Source organism: Glaciihabitans sp. dw_435 (genome assembly GCF_018449675.1).
GTDB lineage: Bacteria > Actinomycetota > Actinomycetes > Actinomycetales > Microbacteriaceae > Glaciihabitans.
On the sequence record NZ_JAAVUZ010000008.1, the window covers coordinates 1 to 19,879 of the forward strand.

17 protein-coding genes are annotated in these 19,879 nt (G+C 65.6%); 7 read left to right on the plus strand and 10 right to left on the minus strand.

Features of this window, described 5'->3' with window-relative positions; translation table 11 throughout:
- Nucleotides 1-26: 26 nt before the first annotated feature.
- The 5 genes from HB677_RS11495 to HB677_RS11515 form a co-directional block, all read right to left on the minus strand.
- Entirely contained in the window at nt 27-821 is a 795-nt protein-coding gene (locus tag HB677_RS11495; protein ID WP_307852575.1) for an alpha/beta hydrolase, read from the minus strand.
- 157 nt (nt 822-978) lie between these two features.
- Complete coding sequence (locus HB677_RS11500; RefSeq protein WP_213816000.1) at nt 979-2,448, minus strand: DEAD/DEAH box helicase; 1,470 nt, start codon at nt 2,446-2,448, stop codon at nt 979-981.
- A gap of 367 nt (nt 2,449-2,815) precedes the next feature.
- Complete coding sequence (locus tag HB677_RS11505) at nt 2,816-3,430, minus strand: DUF1684 domain-containing protein (RefSeq protein ID WP_213815858.1); 615 nt, start codon at nt 3,428-3,430, stop codon at nt 2,816-2,818.
- A gap of 55 nt (nt 3,431-3,485) precedes the next feature.
- On the minus strand, nt 3,486-4,331 hold the full coding sequence (locus HB677_RS11510) for an SDR family NAD(P)-dependent oxidoreductase (RefSeq protein WP_213815859.1): 846 nt from the start codon (nt 4,329-4,331) through the stop codon (nt 3,486-3,488).
- Nucleotides 4,332-4,389: 58 nt separating this feature from the next.
- Nucleotides 4,390-4,863 (minus strand): hypothetical protein, encoded by a 474-nt coding sequence (locus HB677_RS11515; RefSeq protein WP_213815860.1) that lies wholly within the window; start codon nt 4,861-4,863, stop codon nt 4,390-4,392.
- A 43-nt stretch (nt 4,864-4,906) separates the two neighbouring features.
- Between HB677_RS11515 and HB677_RS11520 the strand changes: the two genes are divergently transcribed.
- Both HB677_RS11520 and HB677_RS11525 read left to right on the plus strand, forming a co-directional pair.
- Nucleotides 4,907-5,446, plus strand: a complete 540-nt coding sequence (locus HB677_RS11520) for a 2-phosphosulfolactate phosphatase (RefSeq protein ID WP_213815861.1) — start codon at nt 4,907-4,909, stop codon at nt 5,444-5,446.
- Nucleotides 5,447-5,530: 84 nt separating this feature from the next.
- Complete coding sequence (locus HB677_RS11525; protein WP_213815862.1) at nt 5,531-5,833, plus strand: DUF427 domain-containing protein; 303 nt, start codon at nt 5,531-5,533, stop codon at nt 5,831-5,833.
- Here HB677_RS11525 and HB677_RS18850 read toward each other — a convergent pair.
- Nucleotides 5,830-6,414, minus strand: coding sequence for a CGNR zinc finger domain-containing protein (locus HB677_RS18850; protein WP_213815863.1), 585 nt, complete (start codon nt 6,412-6,414; stop codon nt 5,830-5,832). The genes HB677_RS11525 and HB677_RS18850 overlap by 4 nt on opposite strands.
- A 21-nt stretch (nt 6,415-6,435) precedes the next feature.
- Here HB677_RS18850 and HB677_RS11535 point away from each other — a divergent pair, with 21 nt between their 5' ends.
- Nucleotides 6,436-6,852 (plus strand): SRPBCC domain-containing protein, encoded by a 417-nt coding sequence (locus tag HB677_RS11535; protein ID WP_213815864.1) that lies wholly within the window; start codon nt 6,436-6,438, stop codon nt 6,850-6,852.
- A gap of 39 nt (nt 6,853-6,891) precedes the next feature.
- On the opposite strand, the gene HB677_RS11540 is transcribed toward HB677_RS11535, so the two are convergent.
- Together HB677_RS11540 and HB677_RS11545 are read right to left on the minus strand one after the other, a co-directional pair.
- Nucleotides 6,892-7,839: a hypothetical protein gene (locus HB677_RS11540; protein WP_213815865.1), complete on the minus strand. Its 948-nt coding sequence runs from the start codon at nt 7,837-7,839 to the stop codon at nt 6,892-6,894.
- Between the two features lie 53 nt (nt 7,840-7,892).
- Nucleotides 7,893-8,381, minus strand: coding sequence for a SprT-like domain-containing protein (locus tag HB677_RS11545; RefSeq protein ID WP_213815866.1), 489 nt, complete (start codon nt 8,379-8,381; stop codon nt 7,893-7,895).
- A gap of 115 nt (nt 8,382-8,496) precedes the next feature.
- Here HB677_RS11545 and HB677_RS11550 point away from each other — a divergent pair, with 115 nt between their 5' ends.
- On the plus strand, nt 8,497-9,756 hold the full coding sequence (locus HB677_RS11550; protein WP_213815867.1) for a CAP domain-containing protein: 1,260 nt from the start codon (nt 8,497-8,499) through the stop codon (nt 9,754-9,756).
- Here HB677_RS11550 and HB677_RS11555 read toward each other — a convergent pair.
- Nucleotides 9,753-10,751: a PQQ-dependent sugar dehydrogenase gene (locus HB677_RS11555; RefSeq protein ID WP_307852577.1), complete on the minus strand. Its 999-nt coding sequence runs from the start codon at nt 10,749-10,751 to the stop codon at nt 9,753-9,755. The genes HB677_RS11550 and HB677_RS11555 overlap by 4 nt on opposite strands.
- Here HB677_RS11555 and HB677_RS18855 point away from each other — a divergent pair.
- Nucleotides 10,672-10,857, plus strand: coding sequence for a hypothetical protein (locus HB677_RS18855; RefSeq protein ID WP_307852585.1), 186 nt, complete (start codon nt 10,672-10,674; stop codon nt 10,855-10,857). The two genes, HB677_RS11555 and HB677_RS18855, sit on opposite strands and share 80 nt — an antisense overlap.
- A 213-nt stretch (nt 10,858-11,070) precedes the next feature.
- On the opposite strand, the gene HB677_RS11560 is transcribed toward HB677_RS18855, so the two are convergent.
- The gene (locus HB677_RS11560; RefSeq protein WP_213815869.1) at nt 11,071-11,934 is read right to left on the minus strand and encodes a spermidine synthase; all 864 of its coding nucleotides are present in this window, start codon (nt 11,932-11,934) and stop codon (nt 11,071-11,073) included.
- Nucleotides 11,935-12,292: 358 nt separating this feature from the next.
- Between HB677_RS11560 and rpoB the strand changes: the two genes are divergently transcribed.
- Complete coding sequence (rpoB, locus tag HB677_RS11565) at nt 12,293-15,817, plus strand: DNA-directed RNA polymerase subunit beta (RefSeq protein ID WP_213815870.1); 3,525 nt, start codon at nt 12,293-12,295, stop codon at nt 15,815-15,817.
- A 44-nt stretch (nt 15,818-15,861) separates the two neighbouring features.
- Nucleotides 15,862-19,743: a DNA-directed RNA polymerase subunit beta' gene (locus HB677_RS11570; RefSeq protein WP_213815871.1), complete on the plus strand. Its 3,882-nt coding sequence runs from the start codon at nt 15,862-15,864 to the stop codon at nt 19,741-19,743.
- Nucleotides 19,744-19,879: the final 136 nt, after the last annotated feature.

A 19,879-nucleotide genomic window follows, 5' to 3' on the forward strand; every position in this document is an offset into this window, starting at 1 on the left:
TTTCAGCGGATACGCCCGTTTTCGCGTTACCGGCCGGCGGTGCCCGTCCAGCCGTGCTCGCTGAGCCACGCGGCACACAGCGACGGCCACGCCGAAGCCGGGGTGTCGGGATCGCCGAGCCCGATGCCGTGCTCTCCGCGCTCGAAGACATGAAGGTCGAACGGGATGCCCCGGGCCGCGAGTGCGCTCGCATAGGCGAGCGAATTGCTCACCGGCACGGCCGCGTCCTCTGCCGTGTGCCAGACGAACGTCGGCGGCGTTGATGCGTCCACGAGCAGCTCGGCGCTGAGGCTCGTGCGCTGCTCGGGTGTCGTGCGCGGCCCGAGGAGGTTCTCGATCGAGCCCAGGTGCGGGTTCTCGATAAACGAGATGACCGGGTAGGCGAGGATCGCGAGGTCCGGCCGGGTATCGGGTCGGGCGTCGGGACCGCCGGTCGTGAGGCCGGACGACACGAGGGCGGCCAGGTGTCCACCGGCGGAGAAACCCAGGACGCCGACGCGGGTGCGGTCGACAGCGAGGTCGAGCTCGCCGGAGCGCGTGGCATCCATCACCTCACGCACCCTGTCGATGGCGGACGGGTAGCGCGCCGGGGCGATCGGGTAGCGCACGACGAGTGCGTTGATGCCGATCCCGTTCAGCCAGCGCGCGATGGGTTCGCCCTCGTGATCGGCGTGCATCATGTAGCCACCGCCGGGGAGCACGAGCACGAGGGGTCCCGATGCTCCGGCTGCCGCCGGGTAGAAGGTGAGGTCTGGCGCCAGATCGACCGGAGTCGGCGGGGTGGCGGGAGTTACGGCGGAGGCATCAACGGCGGTGTTCACGGCGCCAGCGTAGCCCGTCGTTAACGGCACAGGGCCGGTTCCCCGCGGTGTGCGGTGAACCGGCCCTGATGGAGCGCCTGCTGTGGAGCTTCTGCGAAATGTGTTTCTGTTGCCGCCGAACGGATTACCCGTTAGGAAGCGGAGTGAGGGGTGAGGCTCAGCGTCCGCCACCGCGACGACCGGCGCCGCCGGCCTGGCTCATGCGGACGAGGCCGCCGACCTGGATCTTGCCGCCACCGGAGTTGCCCTGGCCGCCCTGTGCGGGACGACCCGATCCACCCTGTGCAGCGCGGCCGGAGCCACCCTGGCGGGCGGGACGTCCACCCTCGGTTGCGGGGCGAGCCGAACGCTCCTGGCGCGGCTGGCCATCGCGGCCACCCTGGCCGGAACCGTCGCGGTTGGCACGCTTGCGCTGAGCGTTGGCGCCCTGCGAGCGTCCACCCTGCGACTGTCCGCGCACCGGCGTCTCGACGCGGGGAAGCGGCTTGACGTAGGCAGCGACGTCACCGACGAGTGCGGCGACGGCGGGCGAGTTGGCGTTGACCTGCTGCGGGGTCACGGTGATCGCGGCCTTGCGCAGGAGCTGCGCGGTGTCCTTGCGCTGCTCGGGGAGCACGAGGGTGACGACGTCACCGGCGGCACCGGCACGCGCGGTACGACCCGAGCGGTGCAGGTATGCCTTGTGCTCGGCCGGCGGGTCAACGTGGATCACGAGCTCGATGTCATCGACGTGAACGCCGCGCGCCGCGACATCCGTTGCCACAAGCACCTTGACGTCGCCGGCGGAGAACGCCGCGAGGTTGCGGTCACGCTGCACCTGCGAGAGGTTTCCGTGCAGGTCGACGGCGGGGATTCCGCTGTCGGTCAGCTGGCGGGCCAGCTTCTTGGCGTGGTGCTTCGTGCGCATGAAGAGGATGCGACGTCCACTGCCGGACGCGAGCTTCTCGATGAGAACGCGCTTCGTCTCGGCGCCATCGACCTCGAACACGTGGTGGGTCATGGCGGCGACGGGCGAGTTGGCCTCGTCGACCGAGTGCAGCACCTCGTTGTGGAGGTACCGGCGAACGAGCTTGTCCACGCCGTTGTCGAGGGTCGCGCTGAACAGCATGCGCTGTCCGTCCTGCGGGGTCTTGTCCATGATGCGGGTGACGACCGGAAGGAATCCGAGGTCGGCCATGTGGTCGGCCTCGTCGAGGATCGAGATCTCAACGGAGTCGAGGTTCACGAAGCCCTGCTTCATGAGGTCCTCGAGGCGACCGGGGCAGGCGACGACGATGTCGACACCGGCCTTGAGGGCCGCGACCTGGCGCTGCTGGCTGACGCCACCGAAAATGGTGGTCGACTTGAGGCCGTAGACGTCGGCGAGCGGGGTAAGCGCGACAGTGATCTGCGTGGCGAGCTCGCGGGTCGGTGCGAGGATCAGCGCGAGGGGGCGACCCGGGCGACGGGCGCCGCCAGCGAGCTTGCCACCGAGGCGGGCGACCATCGGGATGGAGAACGCGAGGGTCTTGCCGGAGCCGGTCTTTCCGCGTCCGAGAACGTCACGGCCGCCGAGGGTGTCGGGCAGCGTGTCGATCTGGATGGGGAACGGGCTGTCGATTCCCTGGGCGGCGAGAGCCGCAACCATGGGAGCCGGAACACCGAGCGCGCTAAAGGAGGTTTCTGTTTCAGACAAAGGTGTTGCCTTTCGGGCATGGATGGCCCGGGCGCAGAAGTGCGTCGAGACCAGTCACAATGGCGAAGGTGGCGTAGGCCACATCCGTTCGCCGGAGAAAGATCTCGAGCCGATTTTCTTGAGCAACAGTGGATGTCACAACAAGACTCAGCGAGAAGAGAAGAGTCCTTCGTTTCGAGGTTTGGCCCGGAGGTTAGTCCTGGCTTTACTCGACTGGGGACATGCGTTCAACGACGCAGGGAGTCCGTCATGGACTCGCAAGTACCTCCAGCATAGCCGCTGATTGCGAATTCCGCTCAGAACGGACGCGGACTCACCCTCAGGCAGCGGTTCCATAGCGTTCGCCGACCGGGATTTCCACGGCAACGGTGTTGCCGGGCTGCGCCAGCGGGCACGCCCACTCAGGGTCGTAGGCGCACGACGGGTTGTACGCGAAGTTGAAGTCGAGAACGAGGGTGTTCGGGGTGCCGTCCTCGTTGAGGTTTGCTCCCTTGATGCTGTCGACGAGGTAGCGACCTCCGCCGTACGTGCCTCCGGGAACCCGCGACAGCGCGTCCTTTACGGGAATGAAGATGCCTCCGCCGTAGGTGGTCAGCCGCCACACGTCGAGCGAGCCGACCCCGGGCACCTCGGCAATACCGATGCGCTCGAACGGAACGATCCCGTCGGTGCCGGTCTCGAAGTCGAAGTGCGCGGGCTCTGCGGGCGTCAGCTCGACCTCGAAGCGCCAGGCCGGGTCATACGGCCGCGTGGGAAGCCCGGTGAAGTCGGCGATGTCCTCGGGCAGCAATGGGGTCGATGGATGACTCGCAAACAGCTCATCCCGCGTGCGTCGCCAGAGATCGTGGGCCGCGTACAGGTCCTTCTCCGCGCGGACGGCTTCGTACATGGCAAAAACGCGGCGGCGCCAGTCGGCGACCTCAAAAGCAGTCATGCGCTAACGGTAGTCCGATTGACCGTGGTGGCGCCGGGTGGGGCGTGTGCCGGCTCTACTGGGCGGCCGCAACCCAGGACGAGGTCATTCCCACCACGGCGCTGCCGTCGAGATCCGAGTACTTGGTTCCGACGAAGGCGGTGGCGCCCGCGGACGTCTGGATGCGGGGTGCGGGGGATTCGGCTCCGAGCAGCGTCACGATGGTGGCCGCGGCATCCGCGGATGACTGCGCTGCCGAGAAGGACTGGCGGGAGCGCGCGAGGTAGGCGCTGAGGGCGGGGCCGTAGGGTCCCGACGCGGCGACCATGGCCGGGGCATCCATTCCGATGTTGGCGACAAAGTCGCTGCCAACGGCACCGGGCTCGACGACGCTCACCCGCACGCCGACGGTCGCGGCCACCGGGGCGAGCGACTCCATGAACCCCTCGACGGCAAACTTTGCCGCGCAGTAGGCCTCGCTGAAGGGTTGGCCGACGGCGCCACCGACGCTCGTGACGGTGACGAGACGTCCGCCCGAGGCACGCAGGTGCGGCAGGGCGGCCTCGGTCAGCGCGACGACTCCGAAGAAGTTGACCTCCATCACCTCGCGCACGGCCGCCGTGCCCTCGATCTCGATGGTGCCGACGTGGCCGGCGCCCGCGTTATTGACCAGGGCGTCGATGCGGCCGTGGTCGCGGATGGTTGCGTCGATGCGGGTGGCGATGGACGTGCCATCCGTCACGTCCAACTGCTGGATATCGAGCGTGACGCCCGCGGCGGTGGCGGCGGCGCGCAGGGCATCGGCCTTCGTGAGGTTGCGCATTGTCGCGACGACGGTGTGGCCGGCGGCGGCGGCCTGCACGGCGATCTCGAGTCCGATTCCGGAGGAGGTGCCGGTGATGAGGGTTACGGGGGAAGTCATGTCCGTCAGGCTAGACCGGCCGCTGGGGTGCGTGCCTGCGAGGGCGTTCAGGAAGCCGTTACTTCGCGCGCCAGCCCGGCGCGAGGCGACGGATACCGAAGGCGCGCCACTGCCAGAAGCTCCAATAGAGGGGGAACAGCAGCAGGGTCATCCGCCCCGCCTCAAAAACGAGCTGATCGCGGTACAGCGTGCGTCCGCCGGGTGCGGGAGCGATGGCCATCGTGTGCTGCCAGCGGGTGATGAGCGCGAGCGGTCCGGTGAGTCCGCGCCCGGAGTCGCGCATCATGCGCACGTCGTCGGAGCGCTCGGGGTAGGCGATGTCGATGGTCTGCACGCCGATGGTGACGAGGCCGGCCGCCTGCACACGCACAGGGTGCACGCCCGCGGGCCACAGCTCGGGGAACCCGCCTGGCTCGAGGGAGGTGAAGACCGTGAGCGGTGCAGACACGGCCGTGAGAACAGCGGGACTGCGGATGGCTCGCCAGGCGTCATCCGGATCGCAGTCCAGCACCATCTTCAGCAGCACTCGCATGTGCCCAGTGTGGCACCGGCGGAAGCTCGGATACGGTGGTTGGGTGAGTTCTCCCAGCAACCAGCCCCAGTATCAGATCCGATTCGACTGGGGCCCGGCGGGTGCGGCGGCGATTGTGCCCGGCGCACACGTGCTCGTCTGGGTCGACGCCCTCACCACAGCGCTCGCCCCCGATCCGTTGCAGGTGCGGCACGACGGGGCTGTGCTCGCCGGGACCGTCGGCAATTGTCACGAGATCGCCGCGTGGGTGCTCGATCGCCAGGCCGAGCTGGGTGATCGGGTGACGGTCGCCGTGGTTGCGGCCGGCGCCGACGGCGGTGGGTTCGCGGTGGAAGACCTGCTGGCGGCCGGGGCCGTCATCGACGCGCTCGCCGAGGTCGGCATCGACTACATCTCGCCGGAAGCCGCGGCCGCGGTTGGTGCCTTCGTCGGGCTGCGCAACGCGACGAGCCACGTGTTGTCGGCATCGGTCACCGGACAGAAGATCATCGCGTTGCACGGCCGGGAGTTCGTGGACGAGGCTCGCGAGGCAAACTCCCAGCCGTCGTTGCACGTGCTGCGGGAATTCACCCCTCGCGCCTAACGTTTGACTGAAGAGAATGGTCGGCTCGTGCCGACCACCGCACCACCCGAAGCACGACCGCGTACGTATCCGTAGGAGGAACACATGAAGGCAGTACTCGGCGATGTTGTCATCGCAGAAGCACCCAAGGAAGATCTCATCTCCATCGAGGGCAACTGGTACTTCCCGCCGGCCAGCGTGAAGTCGGAGTTCCTCGTCGACAGCGCGACCCCCTACACCTGCCCGTGGAAGGGCGAGTGCCAGTACTTCAGCGTCAAGGATGGCGACGACGTGCTGCAGGACCGCGCCTGGAGCTACCCCACCCCGTATCCGACGGCCTTTGACCGCGTCGGCAAGGACTTCTCGAACTACGTGGCCTTCTGGAAAGAAGTAAAGGTCACCGACTAACCAGCGGCGCGGCTGCGGTGGGCGCGCACTTTTGCGCGGTTACCGCAGCGCTGCATGGAGCACCACCGCCGGTTGTTCGACCGGGACTCGTCGTAGAAGACAAGCCCACAGGTCGGATCGGCGCAGAGACGGATGCGCTCCGAGGCATCCGCACTGAAAATCTCGACCCAGTCGCGCGTCATCGCCGACATGGCCTGGCCCGTGCGTGCCGTCGAGCGGCCGGCCTGTCGGGATCCTCCGGGCAGGGCCGGCGGAATGTCCGGCGTCGCCGCGAACAGGTTGATCACGTCGACGTCGCCCGGCGCGGGATCCTCACCGCGGCTTGCCGCCAGCGCCATGCGCGCAAACGTGAGTCGCAGCGACTTGGCATCCGTGAGATCGCGGTCGCTCGGCTCGCCGGCAACTTCGGAAAAGCGTCCCGTCAACCAGGCACCCAGATCACCCGGGGTGTTGAGAGATTCCCATCGCGCATCGAATCCGCCGGTGTAGGCGAAGTCGAGGGCGACGGAGCCGGAGTCAAACCACCAGCGTCCTCCGTCCCGGGAGGCAAACCACTGGCCGGTTGGTATCGAAGGGCGCACGTAACCAATATAGTCGGTTACATGAACAACACGACAGGACCCACGAAGGACGCCGGCTGGGAAGTCGGAGTTCGTCGCACCGTAGGCGTTTCGCCCAACGTGATCTGGGCATTTCTCCTCGGTGACGGGCTGCCGATCTGGCTGGGCAACACGAAACTCCGCCTGGACAAGGGTGCCCGCTACGAGACCGACGACGACATCGCCGGCCACGTCATCAGCTACAGCCCCAACGCCCGTCTGCGCATGACCTGGCAGCCCGGCGAGTGGGAGCACGACTCTGTACTGCACGTCTACACGAAGGCGACTCCGGAGGGCACCGTCATCGGTTTCCAGCAGGAGCGTCTCAAAGGCCGCGAGGAGCGCAAGATCATGCTCGGCCACTGGAAAGACATTCTCGAGCAGCTCGACGCGGGCCTGCTGGCGCAGTCGGGGAAGTAGCACCGGCCCACGCCGCCGCGCGGTCGGACGAGAGTCTGGCTACGCGGCCTCGTCGACCCCGACCTCGTCGTCGTCGGTCGAGTCGCCGCTGACCATGCGCGTCCAGCGCTCGAGGAACGCGGCCCCGGCGTCATCGTGGATGAGATCCCCCGCGGTCAGCACCGCATACGGCTTCTCGGGAATTCCGTCGCGCGGGCGCACGTCGACGTGCGACACCGTGTGCCCGTGCTCGTGCAGCCAGTCGGCCATGGCGTAGTCGCTGCGCGAATCACCCACCGTGCGCCACTCGAGCGGCAGCGGTCGGGTTCCCTCCAGCAGGGCGAAGGCGCGCTCGGCTCCGAGGTCCTTGCCGAGCTTCACCGACTCGATGTCGGTGGAGATGATCGTGGGATCGATCCGCCACTGCACGCCGTCGTTTGCGTCCGGGAAGCGTGCGCCCTCGCGACTCACGCCCAGCCCCCGCGCAACAAAGGCGCGGATGGCGTCGGCATCAAAGTCCGGCTGGATCGCCAGGTAGTCGGCGGATGCCACGTCCGTGCGCTGCTCGACGGAGACCATCGCCCTCTTGGTGTGGTCGAAGAACACGAACCGCTCATACTTCGTCGCGACCAGCTGTTCGATCTCGCGGGCGTAGTCCTCGGGAACAGCCAGCGACGCGTCCACCGACACCTCACTGGCGCCATCACGGGTGATGGTGAACCACGACGCGCCCTTCTCGCAGACCGCGTAGAGGGTCACGCCCTCGTCGATGCCCGCGGCCAGCAGCGGCGGAACAACCTCACGCTGGATGAAGTCGTCGGACCTGCCGGTGTTGAACACGATCGGGATGCCCGCGTTTGCGAGTCGCGCGAGATCGGTCGCGATGCTGGGGATCGCGATGGACCGGCTGACCGGGCTCGCGATCGGGCCGTCGACGTCGAGCAACAGCCCGAGAATCGGCGCGCGGACGGGGGATGCTGCGGGTGCGGATGAAGTCACCGTCCCCATTATCCGTGAGCGATCGCCGGCTCCGGCACTCGCGCCCGAGGGTCCGGTAGTACCTATCCGGCGTTCAGTGCCCTGCGCCGGGCCGCCGCCGTGACCTCACGCTGCTGCCACGAGATGGCGTTGGCGATATCGAACCGGCGCGAACAGCGCCCACAGGCGAGCATGCGAGCCGGGCGTTTGTAGCGGTAGTGCACGTGGCCCGCCGGGCAGCGCCCGACCCACGGCGCCAGGTCGTCGGCAATCGGGCCGGAATGGAGGCGCTTGCCCTCGTACCCCAGCTCGGTCGCGACGGCCTTCCACTTCGGACCGTGACCGGCCTGATTGCCCGCCATCGCGTGCGCCACCTCGTGCAACAGCACCTGATGGATGTCGTCGTCGTCAAACAAGGCCGCGAGATACCGCGACACCGTGATGCGTTTGGCCGTGTAGTTGCACAGTCCGGCTCGCGTCTTCGCGTTGTCGAACCCGAAAGTCCAGCCCTCGGGAAGGTGCAACACGATGAGGGCCTGCGCCCAAAGTCTCACCCGTGTTAAATCTGCCACCAGATGAGGCTATCCGGCGCGTGCCTCCGGTAACGTCTGCGGCGTACGACGCGTGGAAAGTCACGCACGGGATCGCACTGTGGGGGAGTGGTCCTGTTCGACGGGGGAGAGGTTCTTGGGGGAGAAGACTCGGCGCGTTGCCGTTGCCGCTGCCGCGATCGCCGCGGCCGTGGTCGGCGCGATGGCGCTGGTGCCCGCGGGGAACCGGGAGGTCGCCCACGCGACATCGGTCGTGGTGGCGTCGACGCCTGCGGATGACCGCGCGGCCGTGGCATCCGCGTATCGAAGCCGCTACGAGCCCGCCCTGCGGGTGGATATCGGATGGACCGGGGCGACGAGCACCTGCACGGCGGGATCGATCGCTCCTACGGCCCAGCAGGCAACCCTCGACGCCATCAACTTCGTGCGCGCGCTGGCCGGGCTGCGGTCGGTCAGCTTCGACGCCGCACTGTCGGCGAAGGCGCAACAGGCGGCGCTCGTGTACTACGCCAACCGCAACCTCAGCCACGAGATCCCGGACGGATGGCTGTGCTCGACCGCGACCGCCCGGGAGGCGGGGGCCAATTCCAACGTTGCGTTCGGGGCCGGCGGTGCGAAAGCAATCGATATGTACATGGATGACCCGGGCACCAGCAATACGGTCGTGGGGCACAGGCGGTGGATCCTCAACCCGTCCGCGGTCACCATGGGCAGCGGGTCGACGTCCGCGTCCAACGCGCTGTGGGTAATCGGACAGCGGGCCAGGGTTGGCACCTTCGCCAATCCGGCGTGGGTCAGCTGGCCGACGGACGGATACTTCCCGTCGCAGCTGGAACCGGACGGCCGCTGGTCGCTCAGCGGAGACGCTGCCCGCACCTATGACTTCCGGTCGGCGAAGATCAGTGTGCGTGACTCCTCGGGCGCCGTGATGCCCGTCACCCGGTACGCCGCGGCCGACGGCTACGGCAACGACACGCTCGTATGGAAGGTGGACGGCATCGCTCCCGCCGCCGGCGGTCAGGTGCGCGCCTACTCGGTGTCGGTGACCGGGATCGTGAAGGCCGGCAAGACCCTGTCGCACAGCTATACGGTGTCGCTGTTCGACGCGATGGCGCTGCAGGTCACGCGGGTGGCCTCGCTCGCCGGCGCCGCACGGAGCCCCATCACCGCGGGGCGGGCGCTCGCCGCGGTGAACCCGGCGTTCTCGCCGTCGGCCGCGTCGTTCACCTACCGGTGGTACCGCGGCACCACGGCGATCCCCGGTGCCACCCGGGCGAACTACACGGTGACGGCGGCCGACCGGGGTTCGCGGATCCACGTCGCGGTCACCGCGTCCCGGGCCTCGTACACGCCGGTCGTGAGCGTGTCTGCTGCCACGGCGGTCGTGGTGCGTTAGCGGGCCAGGTGCAGCTGCAGCACCCTGTCGTCGCCGGGGCGGGGTGAGCGGCCCGTGTTGTTGGTGATGACCCAGATCGTGTCATCCGGCCCCTCAATCACGTCCCGGAGTCGCCCGAACTCTCCCGTGAGGGTCGCCGAGGTGGTGGCCGTTGTTGCTCCCGCGGACGGCACGATTCGCCAGAGGCGCTCGCCGCGGAGGGCAGCGAGAAAGAATGTGCCGCGCGTGTAGAGGAGTCCGCTCGGGCTCGCCTCATCGGTCGACCACTGGTGCACGGGGTTGCGGAACCTGCCGTCGTCGCTATGGCCCTCGACGATCGGCCAGCCGTAGTTGACGCCCTTGTCGATGCGGTTGAACTCGTCCCAGGTGTCCTGGCCGAATTCGGCCGCCCACAGCTGGCCGGTGTCGTCCCAGGCGATTCCCTGCGGGTTGCGGTGGCCGAGCGTATACACGGGGCTGTCGGCGACGGGGTTGTCCGCCGGGATCGTGCCGTCGGGGTTTACCCGCAGGATCTTGCCGCCGAGGTAGCCCATCTCCTGCGCCCGCTCGCGCTGGCCCGCGTCGCCGGCGGTGATGTAGAGGGCGCCGTCGGGACCGAACTTGATGCGCCCGCCGTTGTGGTTGCCGGCCTTGGGGATGCCCCGGATGATCACCTGCCGCGCCGCGGTGTCGATGCCGTACGAGCCGGGTGCGCCGGTGAGCGGCATCCGGATCACGCGGTTGTCGGTCGCCGTGGTCGTGTACGCGTAGAGGAAGGGAGTGGAGGTGCCGCCGGGCAGGCCGCCCTGTGCGCCCGGGTCGCCGAGAGCGAGCACGGCGAGGCCGAGCAGCCCGCCCTCGCCACCGGGCACGACGCCGGGGATCGTGCCGACCGTGCGCACCACGCCGGAGTCGGAGATCTCCTTCACCCTCGCTGTGTCACGCTCGCTCACGAGCGTGGATCTCGCGGCCACCCGCACGAGCGACCACGGCAGGTCGAGCCCCGTGGCGACCACCGTGGGTGTGCCGACGGCACGTACGGGACCGGCGGCATCCGTCGGAGCGGGGCCGGCCGTCGCCGTCGTCGGGGGGCGGGACGGTGGATGGCGCGGGCGCCGGTGACCCCGAGGCGGCGGGTGTCGTCGGCCGGGGCATCCGGTCATCCGTGGCGGTGCACCCCGCGAGAACCAGGCCGATCACGGCCGCCCCGGCCATCGCGGCGCGCACAGACTTCATGCTCCATGGTGCGGCCCGAAGCCAGGGCCCGGCAAGCTGTGGAGCCATTTCCCCCGCCACGGCATCGGGCGTCGTGAAGGCGAGGGCGCCTCCCGGGACCTAATCGCGGCCCGGGCGCACCTGAAAGATGTTCTTGGCCGGAGGCGGCGACTGGATGGCCGTCTGGTCGGTCACGATGGGTGCTCCCGCGATCCAGTCGCGCAGCTCCTGGCCGGCCACGACCTTGGAGGGGTGCGGGCCGCCGGCGAGCAGTCGCGGCATCCACTCGAGAGGCAGCGTCTGCTGCGACCCGATCATCACGACATTGCCGAAGCGGCGCCCCTTGAGAATCTGGGTCTCCGCGAGCGCAGCGACATCGCCGAGCACCGACAGCAGCGTGGCTGCCTGGCTGCGCGCGAACGTCAGCCCCGGGCCATCCGCCACATTGACGGCGATGATGCCGTTCGGCTTCAGCAGCGCGATCGCCTCGCGGTAAAACTCGATGCTCGTCACGTGCGCGGGCGTGCGGGCCCCGCTGAAGACATCGACGACAAGAAGGTCGACGGTTCCGTGCAGGCCGGATGGTAGCTTGCCGAGAACCTCGCGGGCGTCGCCGTGCCGCACCCGGATGGACGCCGACTTCGGCCACGGCAGCTCGGCGCGCACCAGGTCCACGAGGTCGGTCTCGAGCTCGATGACCTGCTGGCGGGAGCCGGGGCGGGTCGCCTCGATGTAGCGGGGGAGCGTGAGCGCGCCGGCACCGAGGTGCACGGCCGTCAGCGGCTCGCCGGGCATGCCGAGCTGGTCGATCACGTGCCCGATGCGCTGGATGTACTCGAAAAACAACTCGGACGGGTCATCGAGATTCACGTGCGACTGCGGCGTGCCGTCGACCACGAGCGTGTACGCGCCCGGAACCCAGCGATCCGGCTCGATTGTTGCCTGATATCCGCTGATTTTGAGAGTGATCGTGCGCTGGGTCATGCACTGACCATGCCATATCGAGGGCAATGAATGGTGATGGGCGGATGACCCGGGCGGCGGGTTTTGCGCAACTCCGGGTCATCCGAAATCCGCGGAATTCCGCCGAAGTGGGAGCCGATCATGAGCCAATACCGGTCTTATAGCCGAATTTCTGATTTCGGTCAAGAAATAAGTGGACACGGCGTGCCGCGTTGACATATAGTTGTTCTTTGCGCTCCCAGACAACCTTTGCCGTCATATTGTGGACAGCAGGCGCGCCCCGAGTATAGCGGCGGGGTAGATCTCATTCGAGACTCTGGTGGGCAAATCTCACAACACCGACAGTTATGGCCCGACGGGGCCCACGGAGGTTATTTCCTTGGCTGCTGCGCGCAACGCAACCACCAACACGTCCCCCAAGAATGGCCGCAACGCATCGCGGCTTTCTTTCGCAAAGATTACCGACACCCTGACGGTTCCCGATCTGCTCGCCTTGCAGACCGAGAGCTTTGACTGGCTCGTCGGTAACGACATCTGGAAACAGCGCGTTGAAGAAGGTACGGCCCAGGGCCGCACCGATCTGCCCACGCGGAGCGGACTCGACGAGATCTTTGAAGAGATCTCCCCGATCGAAGACCTCGGCGAAACGATGCAGCTGTCGTTCACGGGTCCGGAGCTCGAAGAGCCGAAGTACACGATCGACGAGTGCAAGGAGCGTGGCAAGACCTACGCCGCTCCCCTGTATGTGAACGCCGAGTTCATGAACCACCTCACGGGTGAGATCAAGACTCAGACGGTCTTCATGGGCGACTTCCCGCTGATGACCATCAAGGGAACGTTCATCATCAACGGCACCGAGCGTGTCGTTGTGTCTCAGCTCGTTCGTTCGCCCGGTGTCTACTTCGACCGCACGCCCGAGAAGCTGTCCGACAAGGACATCTACTCCGCTCGCATCATCCCGAGCCGTGGTGCATGGCTCGAGTTCGAGATCGACAAGCGCGACCAGGTCGGCGTTCGCATCGACCGCAAGCGCAAGCAGAGCGTCACCGTGTTCCTCAAGGCACTCGGACTGACCAGCGAGCAGATTCTCGAGGAGTTCGCCGGGTTCCCGTCGATCGCCCTCACCCTTGAGAAGGATTCCATCCTGACCAAGGAAGAGGCCCTCAAGGACATCTACCGCAAGCTCCGTCCGGGAGAGCAGGTTGCCGCCGAGGCTGCCCGCGCCCTGCTGGACAACTTCTACTTCAACTCCAAGCGTTACGACCTCGCGAAGGTTGGTCGTTACAAGATCAACCGCAAGCTCGGTATCGACGCCCCGTTGTCGAACTCCGTACTGACCCTCGAGGACATCCTCGCGACGATCAAGTACATGGTTGCCCTTCACGACACCTCGTCTGACTACGTGACCACGCTGGAAAGCGGAACCACGACCATCAAGGGTGTTCGCGATGGCAAGAAGGTTGACGTTCGTCTCGATGTCGACGACATCGACCACTTCGGCAACCGTCGTATCCGCGCCGTTGGTGAGCTCATCCAGAACCAGGTGCGCACCGGCCTGTCCCGCATGGAGCGCGTCGTTCGCGAGCGCATGACCACGCAGGACATCGAAGCGATCACCCCGCAGACCCTGATCAACGTGCGCCCCGTCGTTGCCGCGATCAAGGAGTTCTTCGGTACGTCGCAGCTCTCGCAGTTCATGGACCAGAACAACCCGCTCGCGGGTCTCACCCACAAGCGCCGCCTGTCGGCGCTTGGCCCCGGTGGTCTGTCCCGTGAGCGTGCAGGCGTCGAGGTTCGAGACGTTCACCCCTCGCACTACGGCCGCATGTGCCCGATCGAGACCCCGGAAGGCCCGAACATTGGTCTGATCGGTTCGCTCGCATCGTTCGCTCGCATCAACGCGTTCGGTTTCATCGAGACCCCGTACCGTCGCGTCGTCAACGGTGTTGTCACCAAGACGATCGACTACCTGACGGCAAGCGAAGAGGACGACTTCATCGTCGCCCAGGCAAACGCACCGCTCACGGCCGACCAGCGCTTCGCTGACCCTCGCGTGCTTGCACGTAAGAAGGGTGGCGAGGTTGACCTCATCCCCGTCGAGACCATCGGATACATGGATGTCTCGCCGCGCCAGATGGTGTCCGTTGCGACGTCGCTCATCCCGTTCCTCGAGCACGACGATGCAAACCGCGCCCTCATGGGTGCAAACATGCAGCGCCAGGCTGTCCCGCTGCTGCGCAGCGAGTCGCCTCTCGTGGGTACCGGTATGGAGGGCTACGCGGCTATCGACGCCGGCGACGTGCTCACCGCAGCGAAGGCTGGTGTTGTCGCGGAGGTTTCCGCCGACGTCATCACCATTCAGCTGGATGAGGGCGGCACGCAGGACTACTACCTGCGCAAGTTCGACCGCTCCAACCAGGGCACGAGCTACAACCACCGCGTCATCGTCTCCGCAGGCGAGCGCATCGAGGTTGGACAGGTCCTCGCGGACGGTCCGGCAACCGAGAACGGCGAGCTCGCGCTCGGCAAGAACCTGCTTATTGCGTTCATGCCGTGGGAGGGTTACAACTTCGAGGACGCCATGATCCTGAGCCAGAACCTGGTCAAGGACGACACTCTCTCGTCGATTCACATCGAGGAGTACGAGGTCGACGCGCGCGACACCAAGCTCGGCAAGGAAGAGATCACCCGCGACCTCCCGAACGTCAGCCCGGAACTTCTGGCTGACCTCGACGAGCGTGGAATCATCCGCATCGGTGCAGAGGTTCGCCCCGGCGACATCCTCGTCGGAAAGGTCACGCCGAAGGGCGAGACCGAGCTTTCCGCCGAAGAGCGCCTGCTGCGCGCCATCTTCAACGAGAAGAGCCGCGAGGTGCGCGACACCTCACTCAAGGTTCCTCACGGTGAGGCCGGCACGATCATTGCCGTCAAGGAGTTCAACACCGAGAACGACGACGAGCTTGGCTCGGGCGTCAACCAGCGTGTTGTTGTCTACATCGCCCAGAAGCGCAAGATCTCTGAGGGTGACAAGCTTGCTGGCCGTCACGGCAACAAGGGTGTTATCTCCAGGATCCTTCCGGTCGAGGACATGCCGTTCCTCGCGGACGGTACCCCCGTCGACGTCATCCTCAACCCGCTCGGTATCCCCGGTCGAATGAACTTCGGTCAGGTGCTGGAGACCCACCTCGGTTGGGTCGCCAAGCAGGGCTGGCAGGTTGAAGGCAAGCCGAAGTGGGCCGGTCGTCTTCCGGAGGCAGCGCACAGCGCCGCTCCCGGCACGAAGGTCGCCACCCCGGTGTTCGACGGTGCCCTCGAGGAGGAAATCGCCGGTCTTCTGGACTCTACGACAGTCACCCGCGATGGTGACCGCCTGATCGGTGCTTCCGGTAAGGCGCAGCTCTTCGACGGCCGCTCCGGCGAGCCGTTCCCCGAGCCGGTTTCGGTTGGTTACATGTACATCCTGAAGCTCCACCACCTTGTCGACGACAAGATCCACGCACGTTCCACTGGTCCGTACTCCATGATCACGCAGCAGCCGCTGGGTGGTAAGGCACAGTTCGGTGGCCAGCGCTTTGGTGAGATGGAGGTCTGGGCTCTCGAGGCCTACGGCGCCGCTTACGCACTGCAGGAGCTGCTCACGATCAAGTCCGACGACATCCTCGGTCGAGTCAAGGTTTATGAGGCGATCGTCAAGGGCGAGAACATCCAGGAGCCCGGTATTCCGGAAAGCTTCAAGGTTCTCATCAAGGAGATGCAGTCGCTGTGCCTGAACGTCGAGGTCCTCTCGGCCGACGGTTCAACGGTCAACCTGCGCGACACGGATGACGAGGTCTTCCGCGCTGCGGAGGAGCTGGGCATCAACATCTCCACTCGGTTCGAGTCCTCGTCAATTGACGAGATCTAACCCCACCTTCGACAAACTTTCGTTTCCAAAGAGAGAAGAAATCATTGCTCGACGTTCACGCGTTTGACGAAATTAAGATTGGTCTCGCAACCGCCGACGACATCCGTCGCTGGTCGCATGGTGAGGTCAAGAAGCCCGAAACGATCAACTACCGAACCCTGAAGCCCGAGAAGGACGGTCTGTTCGGCGAACAGATCTTCGGACCTTCCCGTGACTGGGAGTGCTCGTGTGGAAAGTACAAGCGAGTCCGCTTCAAGGGCATCGTGTGCGAGCGCTGCGGCGTGGAGGTCACCAAGTCCTCCGTCCGTCGTGAGCGCATGGGGCACATCGAGCTCGCGGCTCCCGTAACCCACATCTGGTACTTCAAGGGCGTACCGAGCCGTCTCGGCTACCTGCTGGACATGGCACCGAAGGACCTCGAAAAGGTCATCTACTTCGCTGCGTACATGATCATCTCGGTAGACGTTGATGCTCGTCACGAAGACATGCCCGGCCTTGAGAACGAGCTCCGTCTCGAAATCAAGACCCTTGAGGGACAGCGCGATTCCAAGATCGCCGACCGCCTCCAGAAGCTCGAGGAAGACCTTGCTGCCCTTGAGGCAGAGGGCGCCAAGAGCGACCAGAAGCGTCGTGCGAAGGATGGCGCGGAGAAGGAAATGGGCCAGGCCCGTAAGTCCTTCGACGAGCAGATCGCCCAGCTTGAGCGTGTGTGGGATGACTTCCGCAGCCTCAAGGTCGGCGACCTCAAGCCTGAGGATGCTGTCTTCCACGACCTCCAGGACCGCTTCGGCACCTACTTCGAGGCCTACATGGGCGCGGAGTCGATCCAGAAGCGCCTGCAGGCATTCGACCTGGCAGCGGAGAGCGAACTGCTGCACGACCAGATCGCGAACGGCAAGGGTCAGAAGAAGATCCGCGCCATCAAGCGTCTGCGTGTTGTGAACTCGTTCCTCCAGACCGGCAACTCGCCGGCCGCCATGGTGCTCGAGGTTGTTCCGGTTATCCCGCCCGAGCTGCGCCCGATGGTTCAGCTCGACGGTGGCCGCTTCGCGACCTCCGACCTCAACGACCTCTACCGTCGTGTGATCAACCGCAACAACCGCCTGCGTCGTCTGCTTGACCTCGGTGCTCCCGAGATCATCGTGAACAACGAGAAGCGCATGCTGCAGGAGGCCGTTGACGCACTGTTCGACAACGGTCGTCGTGGTCGCCCCGTCACGGGTACTGGCAACCGCGCCCTGAAGTCCCTGAGCGACATGCTCAAGGGAAAGCAGGGTCGTTTCCGCCAGAACCTGCTCGGAAAGCGCGTCGACTACTCCGGTCGTTCGGTCATCATTGTTGGTCCGCAGCTGAAGCTGCACCAGTGTGGTCTGCCCAAGCAGATGGCTCTGGAGCTCTTCAAGCCGTTCGTGATCAAGCGCCTCATCGACCTCAGCCACGCTCAGAACATCAAGAGCGCCAAGCGTATGGTCGAGCGTTCGCGTCCGCAGGTGTGGGACGTGCTCGAGGAGATCATCCGCGAGCGCCCCGTTCTGCTGAACCGTGCACCTACCCTTCACCGTCTGGGTATCCAGGCGTTCGAGCCTCAGCTCGTTGAAGGTAAGGCCATTCAGCTGCACCCGCTCGTGTGTGCTGCGTTCAACGCCGACTTCGACGGTGACCAGATGGCAGTCCACCTGCCGCTGTCCGTCGAGGCGCAGGCCGAGGCCCGCATCCTGATGCTCGCGTCGAACAACATCCTGAAGCCGTCGGACGGCCGTCCGGTCACCCTGCCTACGCAGGACATGATCATCGGTCTGCACCACCTGACGACGCTGAAGCCTGGCGCCACCGGCGAGGGCCGTGCGTTCTCCTCGATCGCGGAAGCAATTCTCGCGTTCGACCAGAAGTCGCTCGACCTCAACGCCAAGACGCGTATCCGTCTCGAGAACCTGCACTTCGCCGAGGGCGACGCACCCGAGGGCTTCGAACAGGGCAACAAGGTCCTGCTCGAAACCACCCTTGGTCGCGCGCTTTTCAACGAGGCGCTTCCCGTTGACTACCCGTACGTCGAGGAGCTTGCCGACAAGGGCCAGCTCTCCGCGATCGTCAACGACCTCGCTGAGCGGTACCCGAAGGTTGAGGTTGCTGCAACTCTCGACCGGATCAAGGACGCCGGTTTCCACTGGGCATCGCGTTCCGGTGTCACCGTTGCTCTCTCCGACATCCTGACCCCGCCGAACAAGCGCGAGATCATCATGGGTTACGAGAAGCAGGCCACCAAGGTTCAGGACCAGTTCGACAAGGGTCTGACCACCGAGGCCGAGCGTCGCCAGGAGCTCATCGAGATCTGGAACAAGGCGACAGCCGAAGTTGCCAAGGCAATGGAAGACAACCTGCCGGTAGATAACAACATCTTCCGCATGGTGTCCTCCGGTGCCCGTGGTAACTGGATGCAGATCCGTCAGATCGCCGGTATGCGTGGTCTGGTGTCGAACCCGAAGGGTGAGATCATTCCTCGCCCGATCGTCAACAGCTACCGCGAGGGCCTGTCTGTGGCGGAGTACTTCATCTCCACTCACGGTGCTCGTAAGGGACTTGCTGACACGGCTCTTCGTACGGCTGACTCCGGTTACCTCACGCGTCGTCTCGTTGACGTCTCGCAGGATGTCATCATCCGCGAAGACGACTGCGGTACGAGCAAGGGCCTCGACATGCCGATCGCCAACCAGGATGCCGCTGGCGTCTGGGTTCGCGACAGCAACGTCGAGAACTCGGTCTACGCCCGCAGCCTCGCGGCTGACGCGGTCAACGACAAGGGTGAGGTCATCGCCGTTGCCGGTTCCGACGTCGGAGACGTTCTGCTCGACACGCTGCTCGCAGCGGGTGTGCACAACATCAAGGTGCGTTCGGTTCTCACGTGTGAGTCCGCTGTCGGTGTGTGTGCCGTCTGCTACGGTCGCTCGCTCGCCACTGGTCTGCTCGTGGACATCGGAGAGGCCGTCGGCATCATCGCCGCACAGTCGATCGGTGAGCCCGGTACCCAGCTGACGATGCGTACCTTCCACACGGGTGGTATCGCTTCCGCTGACGACATCACGCAGGGTCTGCCCCGCGTCACCGAGCTGTTCGAGGCTCGTACCCCCAAGGGTGCGTCCCCGATCGCCGAGGCCGCAGGACGCATCACCATCGAGGACACGGACCGCAGCCGCAAGCTGATCCTGACCCCCGACAATGGTGACGAGCCCATCGCGTACCCGGTGCTCAAGCGTGCAACCCTCCTCATCGAGGATGGCCAGCACGTCGAGCTCGGCACGCAGCTGCACATCGGTAACCTCGACCCGAAGGAAGTTCTTCGCGTCAAGGGTGTCCGTGCCGTTCAGCTGCACCTCGTCGATGGCGTCCAGGGCGTTTACCGCTCGCAGGGTGTTCCGATTCACGACAAGCACATCGAGGTCATTGTTCGCCAGATGCTGCGGAAGGTAACCGTGGTTGACCACGGTGACACCGACCTGCTGCCTGGTGAGGTTGTCGACCGTCTTCGCTACAACGAGGTCAACCGTGCAACGCTGACCGAGGGCAAGAAGACGGCATCGGCTCGCCAGGAGGTCATGGGTATCACCAAGGCATCCCTCGCGACCGAGTCGTGGCTGTCGGCCGCGTCCTTCCAGGAGACCACCCGCGTTCTGACGCAGGCGGCCATGGAGGGCAAGTCCGACCCGCTGATGGGCCTGAAGGAAAACGTCATCATCGGAAAGCTCATCCCGGCTGGTACCGGACTCCCGCGTTACCGCGACGTTTCTGTCGAGGCAACCGAAGAGGCCAAGGCCGAGCGTTACCCGAACCGCATCTTCACGGATGAGTCGGTCTTCAACGAGGCCGATCTGAGCTTCGTCGATTTCGACAGCTTCAGTTCGGATGACTTCACGCCCGGTACCTACAACTAAGCAGGCACCGCAACTAGGCAACTAGTAACCAAACGAACGGCCCGTCACCTATCGGTGGCGGGCCGTTCGTCGTTGGTGCCACATCGATGGGTATGGTTGACCTGATTCGGGCTCACAACCCGCACGTCGGATTGTA